This window comes from Corallococcus aberystwythensis (assembly GCF_003612165.1).
GTDB lineage: Bacteria > Myxococcota > Myxococcia > Myxococcales > Myxococcaceae > Corallococcus > Corallococcus aberystwythensis.
The window spans coordinates 1-20,126 of the sequence record NZ_RAWK01000085.1 but is presented as its reverse complement, the minus strand read 5'-3'; the positions used below and the strand labels follow the sequence as shown (position 1 = coordinate 20,126).

11 protein-coding genes are annotated in these 20,126 nt (G+C 70.2%); 4 read left to right on the top strand and 7 right to left on the bottom strand.

What is annotated here, in order from left to right; genetic code table 11:
• Window positions 1–3: 3 nt before the first annotated feature.
• The 6 genes from D7W81_RS15905 to D7W81_RS15880 all read right to left on the bottom strand — a co-directional run bounded on the left by D7W81_RS15905 (window position 4) and on the right by D7W81_RS15880 (window position 9,199).
• Complete coding sequence (locus tag D7W81_RS15905; protein ID WP_120556225.1) at window positions 4–2,202, bottom strand: peptidase domain-containing ABC transporter; 2,199 nt, start codon at window positions 2,200–2,202, stop codon at window positions 4–6.
• Window positions 2,192–3,136 (bottom strand): efflux RND transporter periplasmic adaptor subunit, encoded by a 945-nt coding sequence (locus D7W81_RS15900; RefSeq protein WP_120556224.1) that lies wholly within the window; start codon window positions 3,134–3,136, stop codon window positions 2,192–2,194. The genes D7W81_RS15905 and D7W81_RS15900 overlap by 11 nt, the downstream gene beginning before the upstream one ends.
• On the bottom strand, window positions 3,133–4,077 hold the full coding sequence (locus D7W81_RS15895) for an efflux RND transporter periplasmic adaptor subunit (protein WP_120556223.1): 945 nt from the start codon (window positions 4,075–4,077) through the stop codon (window positions 3,133–3,135). Before D7W81_RS15895 ends, D7W81_RS15900 begins: the two co-directional genes overlap by 4 nt.
• Window positions 4,077–7,301: a type 2 lanthipeptide synthetase LanM family protein gene (locus D7W81_RS15890; RefSeq protein ID WP_120556238.1), complete on the bottom strand. Its 3,225-nt coding sequence runs from the start codon at window positions 7,299–7,301 to the stop codon at window positions 4,077–4,079. Before D7W81_RS15890 ends, D7W81_RS15895 begins: the two co-directional genes overlap by 1 nt.
• A 148-nt stretch (window positions 7,302–7,449) precedes the next feature.
• A complete protein-coding gene (locus tag D7W81_RS15885) occupies window positions 7,450–7,677 on the bottom strand; it encodes a mersacidin/lichenicidin family type 2 lantibiotic (protein ID WP_120556222.1) in 228 nt (75 codons plus the stop codon).
• 115 nt (window positions 7,678–7,792) lie between these two features.
• A complete protein-coding gene (locus D7W81_RS15880; protein ID WP_158621607.1) occupies window positions 7,793–9,199 on the bottom strand; it encodes an MBL fold metallo-hydrolase in 1,407 nt (468 codons plus the stop codon).
• A gap of 145 nt (window positions 9,200–9,344) precedes the next feature.
• Here D7W81_RS15880 and D7W81_RS15875 point away from each other — a divergent pair, with 145 nt between their 5' ends.
• Together D7W81_RS15875 and D7W81_RS15870 are read left to right on the top strand one after the other, a co-directional pair.
• A complete protein-coding gene (locus D7W81_RS15875) occupies window positions 9,345–10,250 on the top strand; it encodes a sulfotransferase family protein (RefSeq protein WP_120556237.1) in 906 nt (301 codons plus the stop codon).
• A gap of 79 nt (window positions 10,251–10,329) precedes the next feature.
• Window positions 10,330–11,919, top strand: a complete 1,590-nt coding sequence (locus D7W81_RS15870) for an SDR family NAD(P)-dependent oxidoreductase (protein WP_120556220.1) — start codon at window positions 10,330–10,332, stop codon at window positions 11,917–11,919.
• Between the two features lie 10 nt (window positions 11,920–11,929).
• Here the strand turns inward: D7W81_RS15870 and D7W81_RS15865 are convergent, their stop codons facing one another.
• Window positions 11,930–13,102 (bottom strand): glycoside hydrolase family 26 protein, encoded by a 1,173-nt coding sequence (locus D7W81_RS15865; RefSeq protein ID WP_120556219.1) that lies wholly within the window; start codon window positions 13,100–13,102, stop codon window positions 11,930–11,932.
• 166 nt (window positions 13,103–13,268) lie between these two features.
• On the opposite strand from D7W81_RS15865, the gene ileS reads away from it, so the two are divergent.
• Window positions 13,269–17,012: an isoleucine--tRNA ligase gene (gene ileS, locus D7W81_RS15860; protein ID WP_120556218.1), complete on the top strand. Its 3,744-nt coding sequence runs from the start codon at window positions 13,269–13,271 to the stop codon at window positions 17,010–17,012.
• Window positions 17,013–17,207: 195 nt separating this feature from the next.
• Window positions 17,208–19,403 (top strand): TonB-dependent siderophore receptor, encoded by a 2,196-nt coding sequence (locus D7W81_RS15855; RefSeq protein ID WP_120556217.1) that lies wholly within the window; start codon window positions 17,208–17,210, stop codon window positions 19,401–19,403.
• Window positions 19,404–20,126: the final 723 nt, after the last annotated feature.

Here is a 20,126-nt window from a genome sequence, read left to right as displayed (position 1 = left end):
GCATCAGAGCTGGGCCGCCACCAGCCGGGCGTAGGCCCCGTCCTGCTGCACCAGCGTCTCATGGCGCCCCTGCTCGACGATGTGCCCGTGCTCCATCACCAGGATGAGGTCCGCCTTGCGGATGGTGCTCAGCCGGTGGGCGATGACGATGCGGGTGCAATTCAGCGAAGCCAGCGCGTCCTGGACCCGGTGCTCCGTGACGGAGTCCAGGGCGCTGGTCGCTTCATCCAGCAGGAGGATCTTGGGGTTGCGCACCAGCGCGCGGGCCAGGGCCAGCCGCTGCCGCTGGCCTCCGGACAGCGACATGCCCCGGTCCGCCAACGGCGTGTCGTACTTGAGCGGCATGGCCAGGATTTCATCGTGGATCTGCGCCTGCTTCGCCGCGCCGAGGATTCGCTCCGGGGAGGCCGTCGGGTCGCTGAGCGCGATGTTCGCGCGCAGCGTCGTCCCGAAGAAGGACGGCTCCTGCAGGACGATTCCCACCTGCCCCCGCACCGCGCCCAGGGACAGCTCCGCCAGGTCGACCCCGTCGTAGAGCACCCGTCCGCCCGTGGGCAGGTAGAGCCCCAACAGCAGGTTCGCGAGCGTGCTCTTGCCCGCGCCGGAGCGCCCCACGATGGCCACCAACTGCCCGGGCTCGATGCGCACGGACACGTCCTGGATGATCATCGGGGACATGGGGCCGAAGCGGAACGAGACCCGCTCCATTTCAATCCGCCCCTGCAGGTCCACGCTGGACTCGGGCCTCGACGGCTCGCGCTCCACGGGCGTGTCCAGCACGTCGTCGATGCGCTCGATGTAGCTGCCCACCAGCTGCAGCTGCCCCATCGTGGTCACCAGGTTCGCCAGGGGCGTGAGCAGGGCCACGGCCAGCGCGTTCAGGCTCAACATCGTCCCCAGGCTCATCCGCCCCTCCAACACCTGGAGCGCCCCCAGGCAGAGCAGCAACAGCGGCGCGCTCAACCGCAACGTGCCGGAGAGCGCGTCCACCCAGGCCGTCAGCCGTCCGCGGGCCAGCGTGACATTGAGCACGTCCACGAAGAGGCCGGAGTAGTGCTGGACGGCGCGGTGCTCCGCGCCGAAGGCCTTCAGCGTCTGCATCCCCGTCAGCATTTCAATCTGGTAGCTCTGGTTGCGCGCATCCAGCTCCAGGTTCTGCGCCAGCAGGGTGCGCTGCTTGCGCCGGGACACCAGGAACACCAGCACCTGCAACGCGCCCAGGCCCCCCACCAGCAGGGCCGTCCCGGGGTTCGCCACGGCCAGGATGAGGAAGTAGAGCACCACCAGCAGCCCGTCCAGCAGCGTGGACACGAGGCTGGAGGAGAGCACCTCGCGCACGGTGGAGGTGACGTTGAGGCGCGCCATCAGGTCGCCCGCGGAGCGCACCTGGAAGAAGGGATAGGCCAGGGACACCAGGTGCTCGAGGAAGCCGAGCGTCATGTCCGAGTCGATGCGGGTGCGCAGCTCCAGCAGCAGGTGGCTGCGCACCAACGAGGTCAGCAGGTGGAAGCACACCAGCGCGCCCAGGCCCACGCCCAGGACCAGCAGCAGGTGGTAGTCCCCCCGGGGGACCACCCGGTCCACCACCAGGCCCGTGAGCAGGGGGATGGAGAGCGTCAGGACCTGCAACATCAACGACAGGACGAACACCCGCGTGAGCGTCTGGGACTGGCGCGCGAACTTCTCCACGTAGCGCGACATGCGCCGGGGCTTGCCCGGGCTGCGGACGAAGCCCTCGCCAGGCTCGAAGAGCAGCGCCACGCCGGTGAAGAACTGCCGGAACTGCTCCATGGACACGAAGCGGCGGCCCTGCGCCGGGTCGAGGATGTGCACGCCCTCGGGGACCCACCGCTCGAAGACGACGTAGTGGGTGAACTTCCAGTGGAGCACCGACGCCGCGGGCAGGAAGGGCACGCCGTCCAGGTCGATGGAGACGCCCCGTCCCCGCAGCCCGAAGGCGCGCCCCGCCGTCAGCAGGTGCGCCGCCGCGAGCCCGTCCTGCGCGGCCCCCGTCACCATCCGCACGTCGTCCAGCCCCACGCCCCGGCCGTGGAAGCCCAGCACCATGGCCAGGCAGGCGATGCCGCACTCCGCCGGGGTCATCTGCCGCACCTCCGGGATGCGCCGGCCGCGCGCCGCCTCCTGGAGCCTCTTCAGCGCGGGGAAGCGCTCCAGCAGCCCCCGTCCGGCTTCATCCGTCATGGGGGAGGAGCTCCTTCAGTCCGGGAACGAGCGTGAGCAGGATGCTCTCCGACTTCACCCGCGCCTCCGCCCGCGCCGGCATGCCGTCGTAGTAGTTGAAGGTCCGCCCCTCCCGGACGAACGTCCGCAGCGGCAGCCGCGCGCGCACCAGCACCAGCGCCCCCTCCAGGGAGACGGCGTCCCCCAGCTCCGCGCCCAGGTAGCGCCGCACCTCCCCGGGCCCGATGATCTGATCGCCCACCGACTCGATGACGAGGTCGCGGTACTCGTAGGCGAAGCCCCGCAGCTCCAGGCGCAGGTCCATGCCCGGCAGGAGCAGCGGGCGGTACTGGCCCGGCAGGAAGGCCAGCACCGTCACCGTCGCGTCGTCGCCCAGGAGCGACAGCGCGCGCACGCCGGAGGTGATGTACTGGCCGGGCTGCAGCCGCAGGTCCCCCACGACGCCCGCGTGGGGTGCTCGCAGGGTGCGCTCCTCCAGCCGGGCCTGGGCCAGCTCCCGCTCCGCCCGCAGCCCCGTGAGTGCCTGACGCGCCCCTTCGTCCGCCGGGTCGCGCAGGTAGCGGACCATCTGGAGCTCGAACTCCCGGGAGATGCGCGCCAGCGTCCCCTGCTCCTGTTCGGACGCGAAGTGCACCAGCGCCTGCCCCGCCACCACCCGCTGGCCGGGCTGCACGTCCACCGTCAGCACCACGCCAGAGAACGCGACCGTCAGGTCCGTCTTGCCCTCCACGCGGATGAGCGCGGGGCCGGACGCGTATTCGAAGAGCGTGCCCACGCAGAAGAAGAGCAGCGAACAGCCCAGCGCGCCCAGCAGCAGCCAGTAGGCCCACCGGGTCCACGCGGGGCTGATCCGCAGGACGTCTCCGGACTCCTGGTGGGCCCGTTGCTGGTACTCCAGCGCCTCCTTGCGGAACGGGCTCGGCCTGGACGTCATGGCGTGGCCGCCTGGGAAGCGGCCCCCTCCTGGATGAACACCCGGACCACGGCGCCCGAGGGCACCGGCGCCTGGCCCGCCACGGACACGCTCGCGATGGCCAGCACCATGCGCGAGGCCGCGTCCACCTCCGGCGCCACGTTCTCCACGCGTCCCTCCAGGACCCGTCCCAGCGAAGGCACCTCCACGGACAGCCGCAGGCCCACCGCGAGGCTCGCCGCCCGGTCCTCCGGAACGGCGAAGCGCACCTGCTGCGCGCCGGACCGGATGAGGTGGAACAGGGCGCGGCCGGGGGCCACCATCGCCCCGGTGTCCAGGTAGCGGATGGCGACCTGCCCGTCGAAGGGAGCCAGCACGGTGGCGTCGGAGAGCCTCTGGGCCATCTGCTCCACCCGCGCCTTGCGCTCCGCCACCCCCGCCTCCGCCGCGCGCAGGCGGGCCACGGCGGTCTGCTCCTGGTAGCGCGCGGTGGCCAGCTCCTCCTCGGAGAGGGCGCCCAGGGCCATCTGCTTCGGGTCGGAGCGGCGCTTCAGCCGCTCCTGCGTCTCCGCGAGCGCGATGGCCGCGATGTTGCGCTCCGCCTCTCCCGCCTGGAGCGAGGCCTGCGCCACCGCCAGCTCCCGCTGCAGGGCGCGCGTGTCCAGCCGGGCGAGCACCGCCCCCTGCCGCACGGTGTCCCCCACCTGCGCGTCCATGCGCTCAAGGGTGCCTTCCAGCCGGGCCGCCACGTCCACGCTGCCGCTGGCGACGATGACGCCCAGCAGGCCCTCGCGCCGTGCCGCCGGCTCCAGCACGCGGGGCACCAGCTCCCGCGAGGAGGCCTCTCCCGGCCGGGCCACGGCCGTGGCCCCACGGCCCCCGTGCCACCGGATGAGCAGCAGGCCCCCCAGGAAGACCAGGGCGGCGCCCAGGCCCAGCGCCAATGTCGTGCGTCGTGACATCACACGGAAGTCATGCGGGGTGCGGCGCGCACGGGCTCCAGGGCCAGGACCGAAGGAACGAAGGAAGGTGAGGCGAGTCGCAACAACCCGAGCCCGATGCCGGACAGTCCCAGCATCAGCCCCGGAGCCTCATTGTACTTCGGCAGGCCGCAGCGCCACTTTCCGTCCCGTCCCTGCGCCAGCACCCGCGCGGCCCGTGAAAGCGCGGCCTGCTTCCAGGCCGCGTCGCCCAGCACCTCGCCAGCCAGGTGGAGGACCTCCAGGTTGCCCACATCCCCATGGCACAGACAGTGGCTGCCGCCGAAGCCCTCGCGCAGCACGGTGCCGAGCCCCACGGAAATCTCCGACGCGAACTGGCCGTCCTCCAGGTGCCGGGAGGACAGCAGCCGGGCCAGCGCCATCCCTGACGCGCCGTTGCACCAGGCGGTGAGGAACGCGCCCGGCACCAGCGGCTCGCCCTCCTTCGACGTGCGCAAATCCCTCCAGTTGCCGGCCTCCGGAACGAACAGCGTGCGCTCGAAGACGAGCCCCTGGCGGGCCGCCTCCCGGTAGCGCTCGTCCCCGGTGACCGTGGCCAGCTCCAGCAGGGACCAGACGAAGCCGGCCGTGCCGTGGGACATGCCGGACAGCTCGCATTGGGCCGCGGGCACCACCCAGGCCCGGCCGCCACGCGGAGAGTCGCCCGCCGTCTGGAGCATCCGCTCGCCGCACCGGCGTGCCAGCCGGAGCGCCTCCGCGCTCCCGGTCTGCTGGTGGAGCCGCAACAGCACGAGCGCGCAGCCCGCGACGCCGCTGCACACGTCCAGCGCCTTGTCCGCGTCAATCTTCTCCTCCAGCGCCCCCAGGCCCGCGTGGACCTCGTCCAGCAGCGCGGGCTCGCCCAGCACCGCGGCCAGGTGGCTGAGCACGTAGACGTGGGACGCCCGTCCCGCGAGCGCCCCCACGCTGGGGTAGTCCATCATGTCCGGCGTGCGCCACTGGGCGCGCACCGGCTCCACCGCCTTGCGCGCCAGCGCCGCGAAGTCGCTCCGCCCCGTGACGGCCGCCAGGTAGCCGAAGAACAGCGCCAGTCCGCCCACGCCGTCGTAGAGCCCCGTGCGGATGGGGGACAGCGTCCAGCGCCAGTGCTCCAGGTCCTGGAGGCTCACGCCAATCCAGCTGACGTCCTCGGCGCCGTGGATGGCGCTCGCGGCCAGGTACTCGCCCAATTGCACCGCGCCCGCCAGACACGCCTCGGCGGTGGCCGGAGGCGGCAGGGGCGCCGAGGCGTCCAGGGACGTCCCGCCGGACGACTCCCGCTCCTTGTCGATGGCCACCATGGACTGGCGGATGAGGGCCACCTGCGCGTCGCAGCCCGTGGGGCCCAGCTCCCGCAGCAGCTGGAGCGAGTCCTCCAGGCTGGGGCGCAGGAAGTAGTCCGGCACGCACCGGTCCTGGCTGTCCCAGACATGGCGCGCGCCGGGCCGGGCACTGAAGACGGGCACGTCCCCCAGCCGGAGGTCCTCGTGCTCGGAGGGCGCCAGGCGCCGCAGCGTGGGGCGCACGCGGGCCTCCGCCCACAGCTTGTCCAGGGCCTGGTCCCGGTCGAGCGCGTCGCGGAGGAAGTCCGGGTGGAGGCTCTCCTGCAGCAGGAACCCGTAGCGCATCGTCGCCCGGGCGATGTGCCGCACCTCCACGTCCTGGAAGCCCTGGAGCAGGCCGGCCATCGCCTCGCGGTGGCGGACCAGGTGCATGTACGTCTCCCGGAACCCGTCCACGATGGACGTGACGAACTCGGTGACGTCCACCGGCTTCCCCTCGAGCAGGGGGCGGTTCTGGGCGCCCGGCGTGACCATCTGCCGGTGGACCACGCGCATCGTGTCCTGGGCGCGGTCCTCCACCGTGGCCGAGGCATGCGGATACAGCTGTCCGGCCTCGCCTCCCAGGCCGCTCAGGTCCACGCCCGCCCGCCCCTCCTTGCCGAAGAAGAGCGTGGGCAGCAGGCCGATGCTGAGCACCGACTGGTCCAGCACCTGCGCGGCCCGGTGCATCGCGGTATCGCCCGCGCCCAGGGTCAGCCGGTGGTGGAACAACCCCTCCAGGTCCACCAGCACCGGGTGCTCGCCCGCGGCCAGGAGGTTGCCGTAGTGGAAGTCCACCGCGCGCAGCACGTACAGCAGCGCCAGGTGGCTGCCCTGCCGCCAGTAGAAGCGCTCCACGGCCTCGCGCGTGTCGCAGCCGCCCGTCTCGACGTGCTCCACCCAGCCGTAGCCCTGGCGCAGCAGCACCTTCAGCCGGCGGTGCGGGTGGCGCAGGCCGCCCTGCTCCAGCCAGCCCAGCAGGTCCTGATAGCGCGCTTCAATCTCCAGCGACCGCGGCTTGTAGACGACCTTCAGGCCGGAGCTGAACATCAGGAGCGCCACGCTGCGGCCTCCGCGATGCACGTCCCCCGCGCCCGTCCGCACCGACACGAGCGCCCCGGGCGCGCCCCCTCCGCCCAGCACCTGGCCCAGCTGCTCCCGGTCCGCCGCCACGCGCGTCAGCAGCTCCAGGCTGCCCTGGAGCCAGCGCTCCAGGGACGTCATCATCAGCCGCGCCAGCACCGGGTACTCCTCCAGGAACGCGGCGAGCCGGCCCGGCGCCTCCAGGTGGTGCAGGGCGAAGTGCTCGAACCGCTCCTGGGGCGTGGCGCCCCGCAGCTCCCCGCGCATGCGGGCCACGTTGAGCTCCAGGACCAGGGCCCGGGTCGCGTGGCTCATCAGCCGCTGGTCCAGCGCCTCCACCAGCTGGTCCTCCGCCCGCGGATCCAACAGCGCGTCCGCGGTGAGCCCCTGGCGGGAGGCCAGCGCCTCCACCCCGGAGCGCAGCTGGCGCAGCCCCCACTGGAGGAAGCGGCGGGTCAGCGAGGGCACGCGCATGCGCTGCCCGGTGTCCGCGGGCGTCCGCAGGGCGACGTCGGCGCAGCCATCCGCCAGCACCTCGCGCAGCGGGGACAGCCACTCCAGCGCGTCCCGCCGCGCGGTCCCCGTGGCGAGCGTCCGCACGAAGGACGCGTCATCCAGCCCCGCGCTGCGCAGCCGCTCCCCGAAGGTGTCCTCGTCGCTCAGGGTGCTCTTCTTCCACGCCTGGACGCGCTGCTCGGCCTGCTGGAGCTCCGGGCCCGCCGGCCCCTCCGCCGCGAAGAGGCTCCGCTCGTGGAGGAACGCCGACTTCAGCCACGCTTCCAGTCCGACGATGTCTTGCATGCCGCCCAGCTCTCCATTCACCGGCAAACCCGCGCCGGAAAGCATGGCACCTCCGGGCGGAAACGAAAAAGGCACGGGAGCCAGGGCCCCCGCGCCTCATGTCGGGCAGGACGCCTCCCAGGCGGGAAGCGCCCCCTCCCAAAGACTTTCAGCAACCACACTCGGTGGTCAGGGTGCAGATGTAGCCACAGGAGTTGGCGTGGCTGACGGGCGCCTGGATGCGGCCGCCCACCACGTCCATCAAGTCACCCTCGTTCAGCTCGTTCATCGTCAGGCCCGAGGGGTTCGCGGGCAGCTCCGCGAGCTGCTCGGCGGTGAGGGTGGCGCGGAACGACGGGTCCTTCCAAGCACGGATGATCATGTCCTGGGTCATCATGGGGGGCCGCCTCCTTTGTGACGGCCCCGCCACGATATCCCAGACATTCCACGAATTCAAAAGACAGCCAGACAGACACGGAATGCGCTGGATGCGCCCTTTTCCATGAACCCGCCTACTTCGGCGCACCCTGTCGCCCGGGCGTGAGCGTCAGCGCCCCCCGCTCGAACCGGGCGACATCGCCGGGACACCAGTCCAGGACCTGGGTGGAGAGGCTTTGACGCGCCAGGGCATCGCGCATGAAGGCATTGCGGTCCGCCTCGGAGGGTTCTCCCAGCCCCCAGCCGATGTCCGTGATGGGCTGGCCGGGGCGCTCGAAGCCGTTGGCGTAGGGGAGGAAGTAGCGGGCCTGGGCCCTTTCGCACAGCTTCACGGCGCCGCTCGCGCCCGCGGTGACGCTGCCGAGCGTGCCCTGCTGATGGTCGCGGTAGAGCGCCTGGAGCCGCCCCCAGGGCAGCGCGGCCCAGTAGCTGCCCAGGCCTCCGAAGAAGGGCGCCTTGAACTCCCGCTGACAGGCCAGCAGCACATCCACGGGGCCGCGCCGCGCGCAGGAAGCCGCCAGCACGTCCTCCATGTCGCCCCAGGGGTCCGCTCCGCCGTCGACCAGCAGGAGGCAGGAGAAGTCCTCGGTCGTGAAGCGGTAGCAGTTGCCCCAGTTGCGCAGGTGCCCGTCCAGCGGAGGCCCCTCGCGCGACGGCTGCTCGCCGTGGAAGGGCAGCACGTCGATGTCGATGTCGCCGATGCGCACGGTGTCGCCCCACGCCGGCGCCAGCGCCGACTGCCCGCAGGCCTCCAGGGACTCCACGAAGTCCATGGGGGTCAGCAGGCTGACGCGGGAGACGCGGGGCACGATGACCGGCGTGCGCGCGGAGGCCACCTGTGCCAGCAGCGAGGGCAGGTGCCAGTGGTCCCCGTGCCCGTGCGTGATGACCACCGCGCCCAGGTCCTCCGGGGGCAGCTCCGTGGGCGCGGCCGTCATGGACGGCATCCGCCGGTGCAGCCCCAGCGGGTCCACCAGGATGCTGGTGGTGCGCGAGCGGATGAGCAGGCTGGCGTGCTCCCGGCGGTAGATGCCGGGGCCGTCCGGAACGCTCCAGCGCGAGGGCGCGGTCGGGGTGACGTCCCGCCACAGCTCCCAGCTTGCGTCATCGAACGGCCAGAGCGCCTGGACGCGCCGGGCATCCGGTTCGTGCGCGACCTGTCTCAGGAAGTGGGCCACCAGGGGCATGACACCGGGGGGCACCTCCACCCAGCGCCGGGAGGCACCGCGCACGAGCGTCATCCGCCAGGGCAGCCGGGACGGATAGAGGACCTGCTCCTCCACGAGCCATCCCCCGTCATCCACCCCCTCCGGGCGCAGCAGGGCGTTTCCCAGCCGCTCGCGCGTCGACGCCAGCAGCGCGCGGACGGCCTCTGGCGAGAGCTCCGCGCGCAGCATCCCCACCAGCAATCCGTCCAGCGGCACATGGCTGGTGGAGGAGAGGGAGACAAGGTTGACGAAGAGTTCGCGGGGCAGCTGCATGGTCGGCCTGCACGGAGTGTAACGGACCCATTCCAGGCTGTCCTCCAAGCCAGGGGTTCCAGGGAACACGCGCCTTGATGGAACCCGCGGCGTCACGGACAATGTCTGACGTGAAGGCCCGGACATCCGCTCTCGGAGACTCCCCATGACACGGTCGCTGGTGTTCCTGACCGGGCTCCCCCGGAGCGGCTCGACGCTGCTGTGCAACATCCTGGGCATGCACGCCCAGGTTCACGCGACCCCGACCTCTCCCCTGTCGTCCCTGGTGGAGTCGATGCGGCAAAGCTGGAGCCAGGACGCGGCGCTGCTGGCGCAGCTCGACACGGGCTTTGAACAGGTCTACCGGCGGCTGGGACGCGCGACCCGCGCGTTCATGGAGGCCTGGTCCAGCGACACGGACCAGCCCTTCACGGTCGACAAGAGCCGCTACTGGCTCTTCCTTGTTGAGACGCTCCGGGAGCTCTACCCGGACTTCAAGATGATCGTCTGTCTGAGGGACCTGCGGGACATCTACAAGAGCATCGAGGTCCAGCACCGCAAGACGCTGCTGCTCACGTTCCCGGGCCAGCTGGAGCAGAACCTGGTGGAGGCGCGGGCGACGCAGCTGTTCGCCCCCACGGGCACCGTCGGGGGGCCGCTCCGGGCGCTCGCCAACCTCAACGACGTTCCGGACCTGCGCGCGAACCTGTTCTTCTGGCGCTTCGAGACGTTCATCAAGGACCCGGGCGGGTATACGGAGGAGCTGCTCCGGTGGCTGGGCGTGCAACCGGCGACGCTCTCCCTGGAGCGCATCACCCAGCAGACCCACGAGAGCGACTCGCACTACCACTTCAAGTTCCTGCACCAGGTCTCGCCCCGGCTGTCCGCCCCCGGGAGCTTCACGGATGCCCACCTGTCCGCGCGCATCCTGAATGACATCGTCAGCCGGAACGCCTGGTACTACCGCCAGTTCTACCGGGCTGACGGCGTCGTCCGCCTGGAACGGGATGGCGCCGCTCCGGCCGCCAGTGGCACGGCCGAGAAGCCCCCGGAGCGCCCCGCGTCCTCCTAGCCCGCCCGCTGGCTCGCCCTCCAAGCCCGCCCGGAGCCGAGCCTTTCCCTGGAGCGCCCGGGAGGGTAAGCACCAGGGCGTGAAGAATCTGGCCGTCGAGAACCTCCCGCCGTCGTCGCCCCAGTCCGACACGGCCCTGCCCCCTGATGTCTCCGTCGAGGACGTGCGCCGCGCCACGGAGCTGCTCAACACGCTCGCCAAACACCGCGTGCTCTTGCACCGCCTCCCAGATGAGGACCACCACGCCCTGCTGGCCTCCGCGAGCCGGCTCGTCTACCCGGACAAGGCCTCGAAGAACCGGCTCCAGAGCGCGCTCAAGAAGGAGCGCAAGGACGTGCAGCGCGCCAAGGACCGCGCCGTGCGCTCCAGCACGGAGATCCGCATGCTGCGCAAGGCGCCGGTGCTGACGCTGCCGGCGCTGCCCCCGCCACCGCCGGAAGCGACGCCGGAGCGGCTCTTGGAAATGCCGCGCAGGTGCTACGTGTGCAAGGTGGAGTACCGCAAGCTCCACTTCTTCTACGACGCCATGTGCATCGCGTGCGGGGACCTGAACTACGCCCGGCGCACGCAGCGCGCGGACCTCACCGGACAGGTGGCGCTCATCACCGGCGCGCGCGTGAAGATTGGCTTCCAGGCGTCGCTGATGCTGTTGCGCTCGGGCGCCACGGTCATCGCCACCACGCGCTTCCCCCAGGACGCGGTGCAGCGCTACGCGCGCGAGCCGGACTTCGCGGACTGGGCCCACCGCCTCCAGGTGCACGGCCTGGACCTGCGCCACGCGCCCAGCGTGGAGCTGTTCGCGCGCCACATTGAACAGACGTACGAGCGGCTGGACATCCTCATCAACAACGCCGCCCAGACCGTGCGCCGGCCGCCGGGCTTCTACCAGCACCTGCTGGAGGGCGAGCTGCGCGACATGCAGTCCCTGCCCCCCCAGCTGCGCCCGCTGCTCGCGGGCCACGAGGCCTGCGTCGCGGCGCTGCGGCCCGCGCTGGGCCCGGGCGACCTGGGCAACACGTCCCTGCCCGTGGCCAGCTGGCGCAGCAACGACCCGGCGCTGGGCATCCACTCCTCCGCGGCGCTGTCGCTGTTGCCCTACGCCATGGAGCAGGAGGGCGACACGCGCGCCCTCTTCCCGGAGGGCCGGCTGGACGCGGACCTCCAGCAGGTGGACCTGAGGACCACGAACTCCTGGCGCCTCAAGCTGTCGGAGGTGCGCACCGCGGAGATGCTGGAGGTGCACCTGGTGAACGCGGTGGCGCCCTTCATCCTGTGCGGGAAGCTGAAGCCGCTGATGCTGAAGGACCGCTCGCGGCCGGGCCACATCGTCAACGTGTCCGCGATGGAGGGCAGCTTCTCCCGCTGGACGAAGACGGACAAGCACCCGCACACCAACATGGCCAAGGCCGCGCTGAACATGATGACGCTGACGTCCGCGTCGGACTACGCGCGCGACAACATCTTCATGAACGCGGCGGACACCGGCTGGGTGACGGATGAAGACCCCGCGCAGCACGCCGAGCGCAAGGTGCAGGAGCTGGACTTCCAGCCCCCGCTGGACATCCTGGACGGGGCCGCGCGCATCGTCGACCCCGTCATCACCGCCGTGAACACCGGTGAATACGTCTGGGGCAACTTCTTCAAGGACTACCGCCCCACGGACTGGTGAGCCTCGGCTCTCAGCGCAGCGCGCCCCAGTTGTAGGTCGCGTTGCTCCCGCCGGTCAGCACGCGCCAGTACGTGCCGTAATACCCATACGTGTCCTTGATGGCCTTGTAGCTGCTGGACACGTTCCAGTCGTTGGGGCTCGTCGTGCCCAGGTTGTAGACGAGCGAGTCCCCCCAGATGGAGTAGATGGCCCACGGGCGCGCATCCAATTCAGACACCGTGCCGTAGCGGCTGTCGCCCCAGCGCACCGGCAGCTTGTCCGTCTCCGCCACCATGCGCGGTTTGTTGTAGCCCGCGAGCCCCGTGTAGAACTGCGCCGGGAAGTAGGGATTGCCGTGGTAGATGTCCACGGCCACCACGTCCACGCGGTCGTTGCCCGGGTAGTAGTTCCACGGGTCCCCGCCGTAGGTGCCATCCCACTCGTACGGCGACCAGACGAAGATGAGGTTCTTCAGGCCGCGCGTCTTCACCAGGTAGTCGTGCGCGATGTTCCAGAGCTGCTTGTACTGGGCGGGGTCCTGGTTCGACCACCAGAACGGCGACGCGCTCCCCTTCTTGTTCATCTCGTGGAAGGGGCGGTACAGCACCGGCACGCCCTGCTGCTGGAGGTACGCGAGCTTGTCCGCCGCGAAGGACAAATCCCGCAGCAGTGCCTGGTACTCCGCCGTGTTGGCCTGCCAGTTGATGACCCGGCCGAACCAGTTGTAATCCATCCATGACTGCCGGAAGTTGTTCGGCCAGCTCTTCACCGGCGCGCCCGGATAGGACTGGTGGAAGCTGAACCCGACGATGCCCTCGCCGTAGAGGAAGCGGTCGCGCGCGAAGCCCACCGCGTAGTCCACGTAGCCTTCCGCGTACGTGTTGCGGTTGTTGCCCGGCCCGAAGTCGAACTCCACGAAGCCCGGGCGGCGGCCGGAGATGTCCCCCACCTTCACCCAGTACTCGCCCGCGTAGGACTCCTTCTGGGCCTCGCAGTGCTGGCCCATGATGGTCTGCTTCGTCCCGCCGTTGCGGCTGTTGTTCTCCAGGTCCGTCAGCAGGTTGTAGACCTTCTGCGCCTGCGCCGTGGGGCCCGGCGTGCTCAGCGTCCGGGACACCTGCGCGCTCGCGGTGCCCGCGCTGAAGCACAGCACCAGCGCCGCCAGGAGGAAGGAGAGGGATGACTTCGGGGGGACGTGCGTCACGCGGGGACCTCCACAGGCTGCCCAGGGAGCGGCCAGGGTGCCACCTCGCCAGCGTGAATTACATGAATTTCAGCTTAGGCAAATCTGTCCACCGGCGTGCGGGCGGGTTCGCAAGGCCCTGGATTCACTGCCAAAGGGCCGGGCCGGTGGTATCAAGCAGGCCACCATGTCCGAAAAGCCTTCGCCCCTGTTCAACGCGGTCCCCGTGGAGATGGACTTCCCGGCCGAGGAGCGCCGCATCCTGGCCTTCTGGAAGGAGCGCGGCATCTTCGAGAAATCGCTCAAGGCGAACGAAGGCAAGCCCTCCTTCGTCTTCTACGAAGGCCCGCCCACCGCGAACGGTCTGCCGCACAACGGCCACGTCCTCACGCGCGTCATCAAGGACCTGTTCCCGCGCTACCAGACCATGCGGGGCCACTACGTGCCGCGCAAGGCGGGCTGGGACACGCACGGCCTGCCGGTGGAGGTGGAGGTGGAGAAGGAGCTCCGCATCCACGGCAAGGCCGAGATTGAGAAGTACGGCGTGGAGCCCTTCACGGAGCGCTGCATCGAGTCCGTGTTCCGCTACACGGCGGAGTGGGAGCGGCTGACCCAGCGCATCGGCTTCTGGGTGGACTTGAACGAGGCCTACGTCACCTACCACCGGGGCTTCGTGCAGAGCGTGTGGTGGGCGCTCTCCGAGCTCTACAAGAAGGGCCTGCTGTACCAGGGCCACAAGGTGGTGTGGTGGTGGCCGCGCGGCGGCACCGCGCTGTCCGCCGCGGAGGTGGGCCTGGGCTACAAGACGGTGGACGACCCCAGCGTCTACGTGGCCTTCCCGCTGCGCGATGCGCCGGACACGTCGCTGCTCATCTGGACGACGACGCCCTGGACGCTGCCGTCCAACATGTACGCGGCGGTGAATCCGTCCGTGGACTACGTCACCGTGGACGCGGGGGACCGCAAGCTCATCCTCGCCGCGGCGCTGCGCGAGGAACTGGCGAAGAAGCTGAAGAAGGACCTGCCCGTCGTGGCCACGCAGAAGGGCAGCGACCTCGTGGGCCAGCGCTACACGCCGCCCTTCGACACCTACTTCGCGAAGGAGGCGGACGCCACGCTGCCCCTGAAGGACGGCGGCCAGGACACGGTGGGCTGGCGCGTGATTCCGGCGGACTTCGTCACGCTGGACAGCGGCACGGGCATCGTCCACACGGCCCCGGCCTTCGGCGAGGACGACTACAAGGCCTACCGCAAGGACGCCACGCGCTTCGCGGATCCGGACGCGTTGCAGATGCGCTGCGCGGTGAAGCCGGACGGCACGTTCTCTGAAGAAGTGCCGCTCGTCACCGGCCGCTTCGTGAAGGACGCGGACAAGGACCTGCAGCGCAACCTGAAGGAGCGCGGGCTGCTCATCCACACGGAGCAGTACCGCCACGAATACCCCTTCTGCTGGCGCGCGGACGAGGACCCCCTCATCCAGTACGCCCGCCCCGCCTGGTACATCCGCACCACCTCCGTCATCGAGCAGGCCAAGGCGAACAACCAGCAGGTCAACTGGGTCCCGGAGAACATCAAGAACGGCCGCTTCGGGGACTTCCTCGACAACAACGTGGACTGGGCCCTGTCGCGCGAGCGCTACTGGGGCACGCCGCTGCCCTTGTGGATCCACTCGGAGACGGGTGAGACGGAGGCGGTGTCCTCCATCGCGGAGCTGCGCCAGAAGCCGGGCAACAACGTGGCCGCCGTGGAGGCGGAGCTCAAGGCGTTCCTCGCCGGCAAGCCGCACGAGTCCAACGCGGAGCACCTGCTGGTCCACAAGCCGTGGATCGACAAGGTGACGTACGAGAAGGCCGGCGCCGGCGGGAAGTTCCAGCGCGTCCCCGAAGTGGTGGACGTGTGGTTCGACTCCGGCTGCATGCCCTTCGCGCAGTGGGGCTTCCCGCACGCGCAAGGCTCGCAGGAGATCTTCAACCGCGCGTTCCCGGCGGACTTCATCTCCGAGGCCATCGACCAGACGCGCGGCTGGTTCTATTCGCTGCTCATGGTCAGCACGCTCCTCTTCGACGAGGAGACGCAGAAGCGCATGGGCCTGAGCCCCAAGCGCGAGTGGCCCATGCCGTACAAGAGCTGCATCGTGCTGGGGCACGTCTCCGACAAGGAGGGCAAGAAGGAGTCCAAGTCCAAGGGCAACTACACCCCGCCGGAGATCATCCTGGACGAGGTGCGCATGGACTTCGCGGTGCTCACCGCCACGGAGGCCGGCGTCCCCGCGGAGCCCGGCGTGGCGCTCATCGCGCGCGAGGACCTGGAGGGCCTGGACACGCAGGAGGGCGCGAAGGTGCAGCTCTTCCGTCCGGACCGGCCGGACGCGCCCGTCACCGTGACGGTGAAGGTGCACAAGAAGCTGAAGCGCCGCGTGGTGCTGCTGGCGCCGCAGGAGCTTCAGCAACTGGACGTGAAGCCCTCCAAGCGCGGCGTGGACGTGATGCCGGTGGAGGTGCCCCGGCTGGCGCCCACGGAGCGCGTGGTGCTCAAGGACCCCGCCACCAAGGCGCCGGGCGCGGACGCGTTCCGGTGGTTCTTCTACGCGGCCAGCCCCACTTGGTCCAACACGCGCCACTCGCTGGCCAACGTGCGGCTGTTGCAGAAGGACTTCCAGGTCAAGCTGCGCAACGTCTACTCGTTCTTCACCATCTACGCGAACATCGACGGCTTCCACCCTGCGAAGGGCAACGCGAGCAGCACGGAAGCGCCGTGGCTGGCCATCCGCAAGAGCCAGGGCTGGCGCGAGGTGAAGGCCCGGCCGGTGCTGGACCGGTGGATCCTCTCCGAGGTGCAGCTCACCCTGCGCGACGTGGCCAAGGGGCTGGACACGTATCAGGTGTACGACGCGGCCCAGCGGATGGTGGCGCTGGTGGACGCGCTGTCCAACTGGTACCTGCGCCGCAGCCGTGAGCGCTTCTGGGCGCCGGGCTTCGAGCAGGACAAGCAGGACGCGTACTTCACGCTCTACGAGGCGCTGACGACCATCACCGCGCTGTCCGCGCCCTTCATCCCGTTCTTCGCGGACGAGATGTGGGGCAACCTGGTGGGCAAGCCGTGGGGCGCGGCGCAGCCGGAGAGCGTGCACCTGGCGCGCTTCCCGGACGTGGACGCGAGCCTCATCGACGAGGGGCTGGCCGCGGAGATGGGCGCCGTGCGCGAGCTGGTGTCCCTGGGCCTCAAGGTCCGCACGGACAACCGGCTCAAGGTGCGCCAGCCGCTGTCGCGCGCGGACGTCATCCTGTCCCGCCGCGAATTGACGGAGCGCGTGGCGGTGTACCAGGCGCTCATCAGCGACGAGCTGAACGTGCACACCGTGAAGCTGGTGGAGCCGGGCAGCCCGGAGGCGGACGTGGTGCGCTACCGCGTGCGCCCCAACCTGCGCGCCATGGGCAGCCGGCTCGGCCCCAAGCTCGCGCCGGTGCGCAAGGCGTTCGACTCAGGCGACGGCCGCGCGCTGCACCAGGAGCTGCTCCAGACGGGCAAGGTAGCCCTGAACGTGGGCGGCGAGGACATGGTCTTCCCGGCCGAGGAGCTGGAGACGCTGGTGGAAGCCCAGCCGGGCTACGCCGCCGCGGGCGGGGCCGTGGGCGTGGTCGTGATGCACACGCAGCTCACCGAGGCCCTGGTGGACGAAGGCCTGGTGCGCGAGCTTCTGGCGCGCGTGCAGGGCAGCCGCAAGGACATGAACCTGGGCTACACCGACCGCATCCGCCTGTGGGTGGACGGTGATGACCGGGTGAAGCGCGTCGTCGACGCGGCCCGCGAAGAGATTGCCCGCGAGACGCTGGCCTCCGAAATCCACGTGGGCCCCGAGGGTCTCACCGGCACCGAGGAGGAGGCCAGCCTCAACGGCCTTCCCGCGAAGCTCCGCGTCGAGCGCGCCTGAACCCCGGCCCCCCGGAGAGCAGTGAAAGACAGCTCCGGGTAGTCACCTACCCGGGGTTTTGAATGCAGACATCCGGTGTGCGGCAGGAAGGACCGGGAGGGCGTGGGCGCCTCCCGGGCCACTCCCGTCTTGCCGCGTCAGAGGGCCCGTGTTACGCGACGGGCCTCTCCTCTGATTTCGCAAATCATTCTCAACATGCCCATCCAGAACCGAAGCCGTCCGCGCCGCCTCGTCTCGGGGGTGCTGCTTGGCGCCTCGTTCGCCGCCCTCGCCTCCCCTGCCCTGGCGCAGGAGCCCGTCGCGCCGCAGGAGTCCCCGGCTCCCGCGCCCGAGGGAGACCTGAAGAACGACGAGCTCTACGTCCTGCCCACGGTGACGGTGGACAGCGAGCGCGCCAACGGCCCGGTGCAGGGCTACACCGCGCGCCGCAGCGCCGGCGGCACGAAGACGGACACCGCGCTGGGTGAGACGCCGCAGTCGGTGTCGGTGGTGGGCCGGGCGCAGATGGACGCGCAGCAGGCGCAGTCGGTGACGGAGGCCACGCGTTACACGCCGGGCGTGCGCTCGGAGACGTTTGGCGCGGATCCGCGCAACGACTGGTTCCTGATCCGCGGCTTCACGTCGCAGGAGGGTGGCTACTTCCTGGACGGGCTCCAGCTCTACTCCAGCAGCTTCGCCACCTGGCGTCTGGAGACCTTCGGCCTGGAGCGCGTGGAGGCCGTGCGCGGCCCCTCCTCCGTGCTGTACGGAGGCACGTCTCCGGGCGGCCTGCTCAACATGGTGGGCAAGCGTCCGCCCGTTGAAGGCTCGGTGCGGCACGTGGAAATCGGTGGCAACACGTTCGCCAACGGCTACGTGGGCGTGGACCTGGGCGGCGCCATCGACTCGGGCAACCACTGGCGCTACCGGGTGACGGCGCTGGCGCGCGGCGGCGGTACGCAGGTGGAGGACACGGACAACAACCGGCTGTTCATCGCGCCGGCCCTCACCTGGGCGCCTTCGGAGCGCACGTCGCTCACGCTGCACGGCAGCTTCCTGGCGGACCGCACGCAGGGGCAGAACTTCCTGCCCTACGTGGGCAGCGTGGTGGACGCGCCCTATGGCCGCATCCCCACCGACCTCTTCACCAGTGACAAGAGCCTGGATCACTTCCAGCGCAACCAGTCCTGGGCGGGCTACGAGTTCTCCCACCGCTTCAACGACACCTTCACGCTGCGGCAGAACCTGCGCTACGCGCACCTGGACCTGGACTTCCAGACGCTCTACGGCGTGGGCTACGCGGGCGAACCGGCGGACGCGCAGCTCTCCCGAGGCAACTTCGTCACCCGTCCCAGCGCGAACCTCTTCACGGTGGATACACAGGGCGAGGCGCGCTTCAGCACCGGCCCCGTGCGCCACACCGTTCTGGCGGGCGTGGACTTCAAGAACTACGTGCTGAACGACGAGCAGGGCTACGAGGCGGGCGCGCCGCTGGACCTGCTGAACCCCGTGCGCGGCGACTACACGCCCACGGAGTCGCGCTACACGCTGAACCAGTCCACGCAGGACCAGCTGGGCGTCTACCTCCAGGACCAGCTGCGCTTCAACGACCGGCTGAACCTGGTGCTGAGCGGGCGTCATGACTGGGTGGGCATGGACGTGGACAACGAGCTGACGCCCACGTCGAGCTACGACGGCAGCGAGAGCGCCTTCAGTGGCCGCGCGGGCCTGCTCTACCGGTTCGACGTGGGGGTCGCGCCGTACGTCAGCTTCTCGCGGTCGTTCAACCCGGTGGCAGGGACGAAGGCGGACGGCTCGGTGTTCGAGCCGGAGAAGGGCCAGCAGATTGAAGCGGGCGTGAAGTACCAGCCGGACGCGTTCCCGGTGCTGGTGGGCCTGTCGCTGTTCGAGATGAAGCGTCAGAACTTCGTGACCACGGACGGCGCCTTCAACCAGCTGCAGATTGGAGAGGTCCGCTCGCGAGGCTTCGAGGTGGAGGCCAACGCCACGCTGCTGCGAGGGCTGAGCCTGATTGGCTCCGCGTCGCTGTATTCGCTGGAGATCACCGAAGGCGCGGACCTGGAGCAGGGCAAGCGCCCGGTGGGTGTGCCGGAGGTGCTGGCGTCGCTGTGGCTGGACTACACGTTCCAGGACGGCGCGTTGCGGGGCTTCGGAGTGGCGGCGGGCGTGCGCGGCGTGGGCAGTTCCTACTCGGATCGCGAGAACACGCTGGAGGTCCCGGGCTTCACGCTGGTGGACGCGAGCGTGCACTACGAGCACGGCCCGTGGCGAGCGGCCATCAACGCCTCCAACCTGGGGGACAAGACCTACGTGTCCTCGTGCAGCTCCGCGGCGGCCTGCTTCTACGGCGAGCGCCGCCGCGCATCCGCCACCGTCGGCCTCACCTGGTAGCCGCCACGCGAGGGTGAAGGACCCTTTCCTGAGCATCACCAGCCGGAAGAGCCTGACACCATCACAGGGTGCATCCATGGGGCCCTTTGCCTGGCACATCTCCGCCAGCAAGGGCCTCAAGTTGTTCCCTCTGCTCCGCAGGCCCACGAACACACGCTGACGGGCTCCCCCAGGCGAACCGGGCCCCCTGGACCCAGGCGCAGTCTTCATGGCTGAGCAGGTAAGACCGCTGCGAGGCCTCCCCGCCGGAAGCGCGCCGCTCGACCTGGTCCGACTGTCGGACCAGTTGGGACGGCGATGGCCGGGGACCTTCGCTCTCCCCCGGCCAACAGCAACTGGTCCGACTGTCGGACCAGTTGGGAAGACCACGGCCGAGGGCCCTTGTCGGCGGAGCACCGCGCGAACTGGTCCGACTGTCGGACCAGTTGGGAGGACCACGGCCAGGGGACCTCCCCTCCCCCCGGCCAACGGCAACTGGTCCGACTGTCGGACCAGTTGGGGCGCATCAGGCGGGCGGGGGCAGCAGGGGTGTCTGGGCTCAGCGCGTCTCGCGCTCATGTCAGACCCTGCGGTCACACTTTGACGAGGGGCCCCTCATTCACGCCTCGACTGATTGAGTCGGGTTCCAGGGAGAGCCGAGGAGACTGAGCACCGCTTGGGGCCGGGCGCGGTAGTAGCCAAGCCCCGAGCGCAGCGCGTGCTGCAGTTCGGTCATCTCGTCAA

Excerpts from the sequence above, each read along its gene's own strand:
- D7W81_RS15855 (WP_120556217.1), top strand. The coding sequence starts at position 17,208 with ATGCCCATCCAGAACCGAAGCCGTCCGCGCCGCCTCGTCTCGGGGGTG.
- D7W81_RS15900 (WP_120556224.1), bottom strand. The coding sequence starts at position 3,136 with ATGACGTCCAGGCCGAGCCCGTTCCGCAAGGAGGCGCTGGAGTACCAG.
- D7W81_RS15875 (WP_120556237.1), top strand. The coding sequence starts at position 9,345 with ATGACACGGTCGCTGGTGTTCCTGACCGGGCTCCCCCGGAGCGGCTCG.
- D7W81_RS15905 (WP_120556225.1), bottom strand. The coding sequence starts at position 2,202 with ATGACGGATGAAGCCGGACGGGGGCTGCTGGAGCGCTTCCCCGCGCTG.
- ileS (WP_120556218.1), top strand. The coding sequence starts at position 13,269 with ATGTCCGAAAAGCCTTCGCCCCTGTTCAACGCGGTCCCCGTGGAGATG.
- D7W81_RS15895 (WP_120556223.1), bottom strand. The coding sequence starts at position 4,077 with ATGTCACGACGCACGACATTGGCGCTGGGCCTGGGCGCCGCCCTGGTC.
- D7W81_RS15880 (WP_158621607.1), bottom strand. The coding sequence starts at position 9,199 with ATGCAGCTGCCCCGCGAACTCTTCGTCAACCTTGTCTCCCTCTCCTCC.
- D7W81_RS15885 (WP_120556222.1), bottom strand. The coding sequence starts at position 7,677 with ATGATGACCCAGGACATGATCATCCGTGCTTGGAAGGACCCGTCGTTC.
- D7W81_RS15890 (WP_120556238.1), bottom strand. The coding sequence starts at position 7,301 with ATGCAAGACATCGTCGGACTGGAAGCGTGGCTGAAGTCGGCGTTCCTC.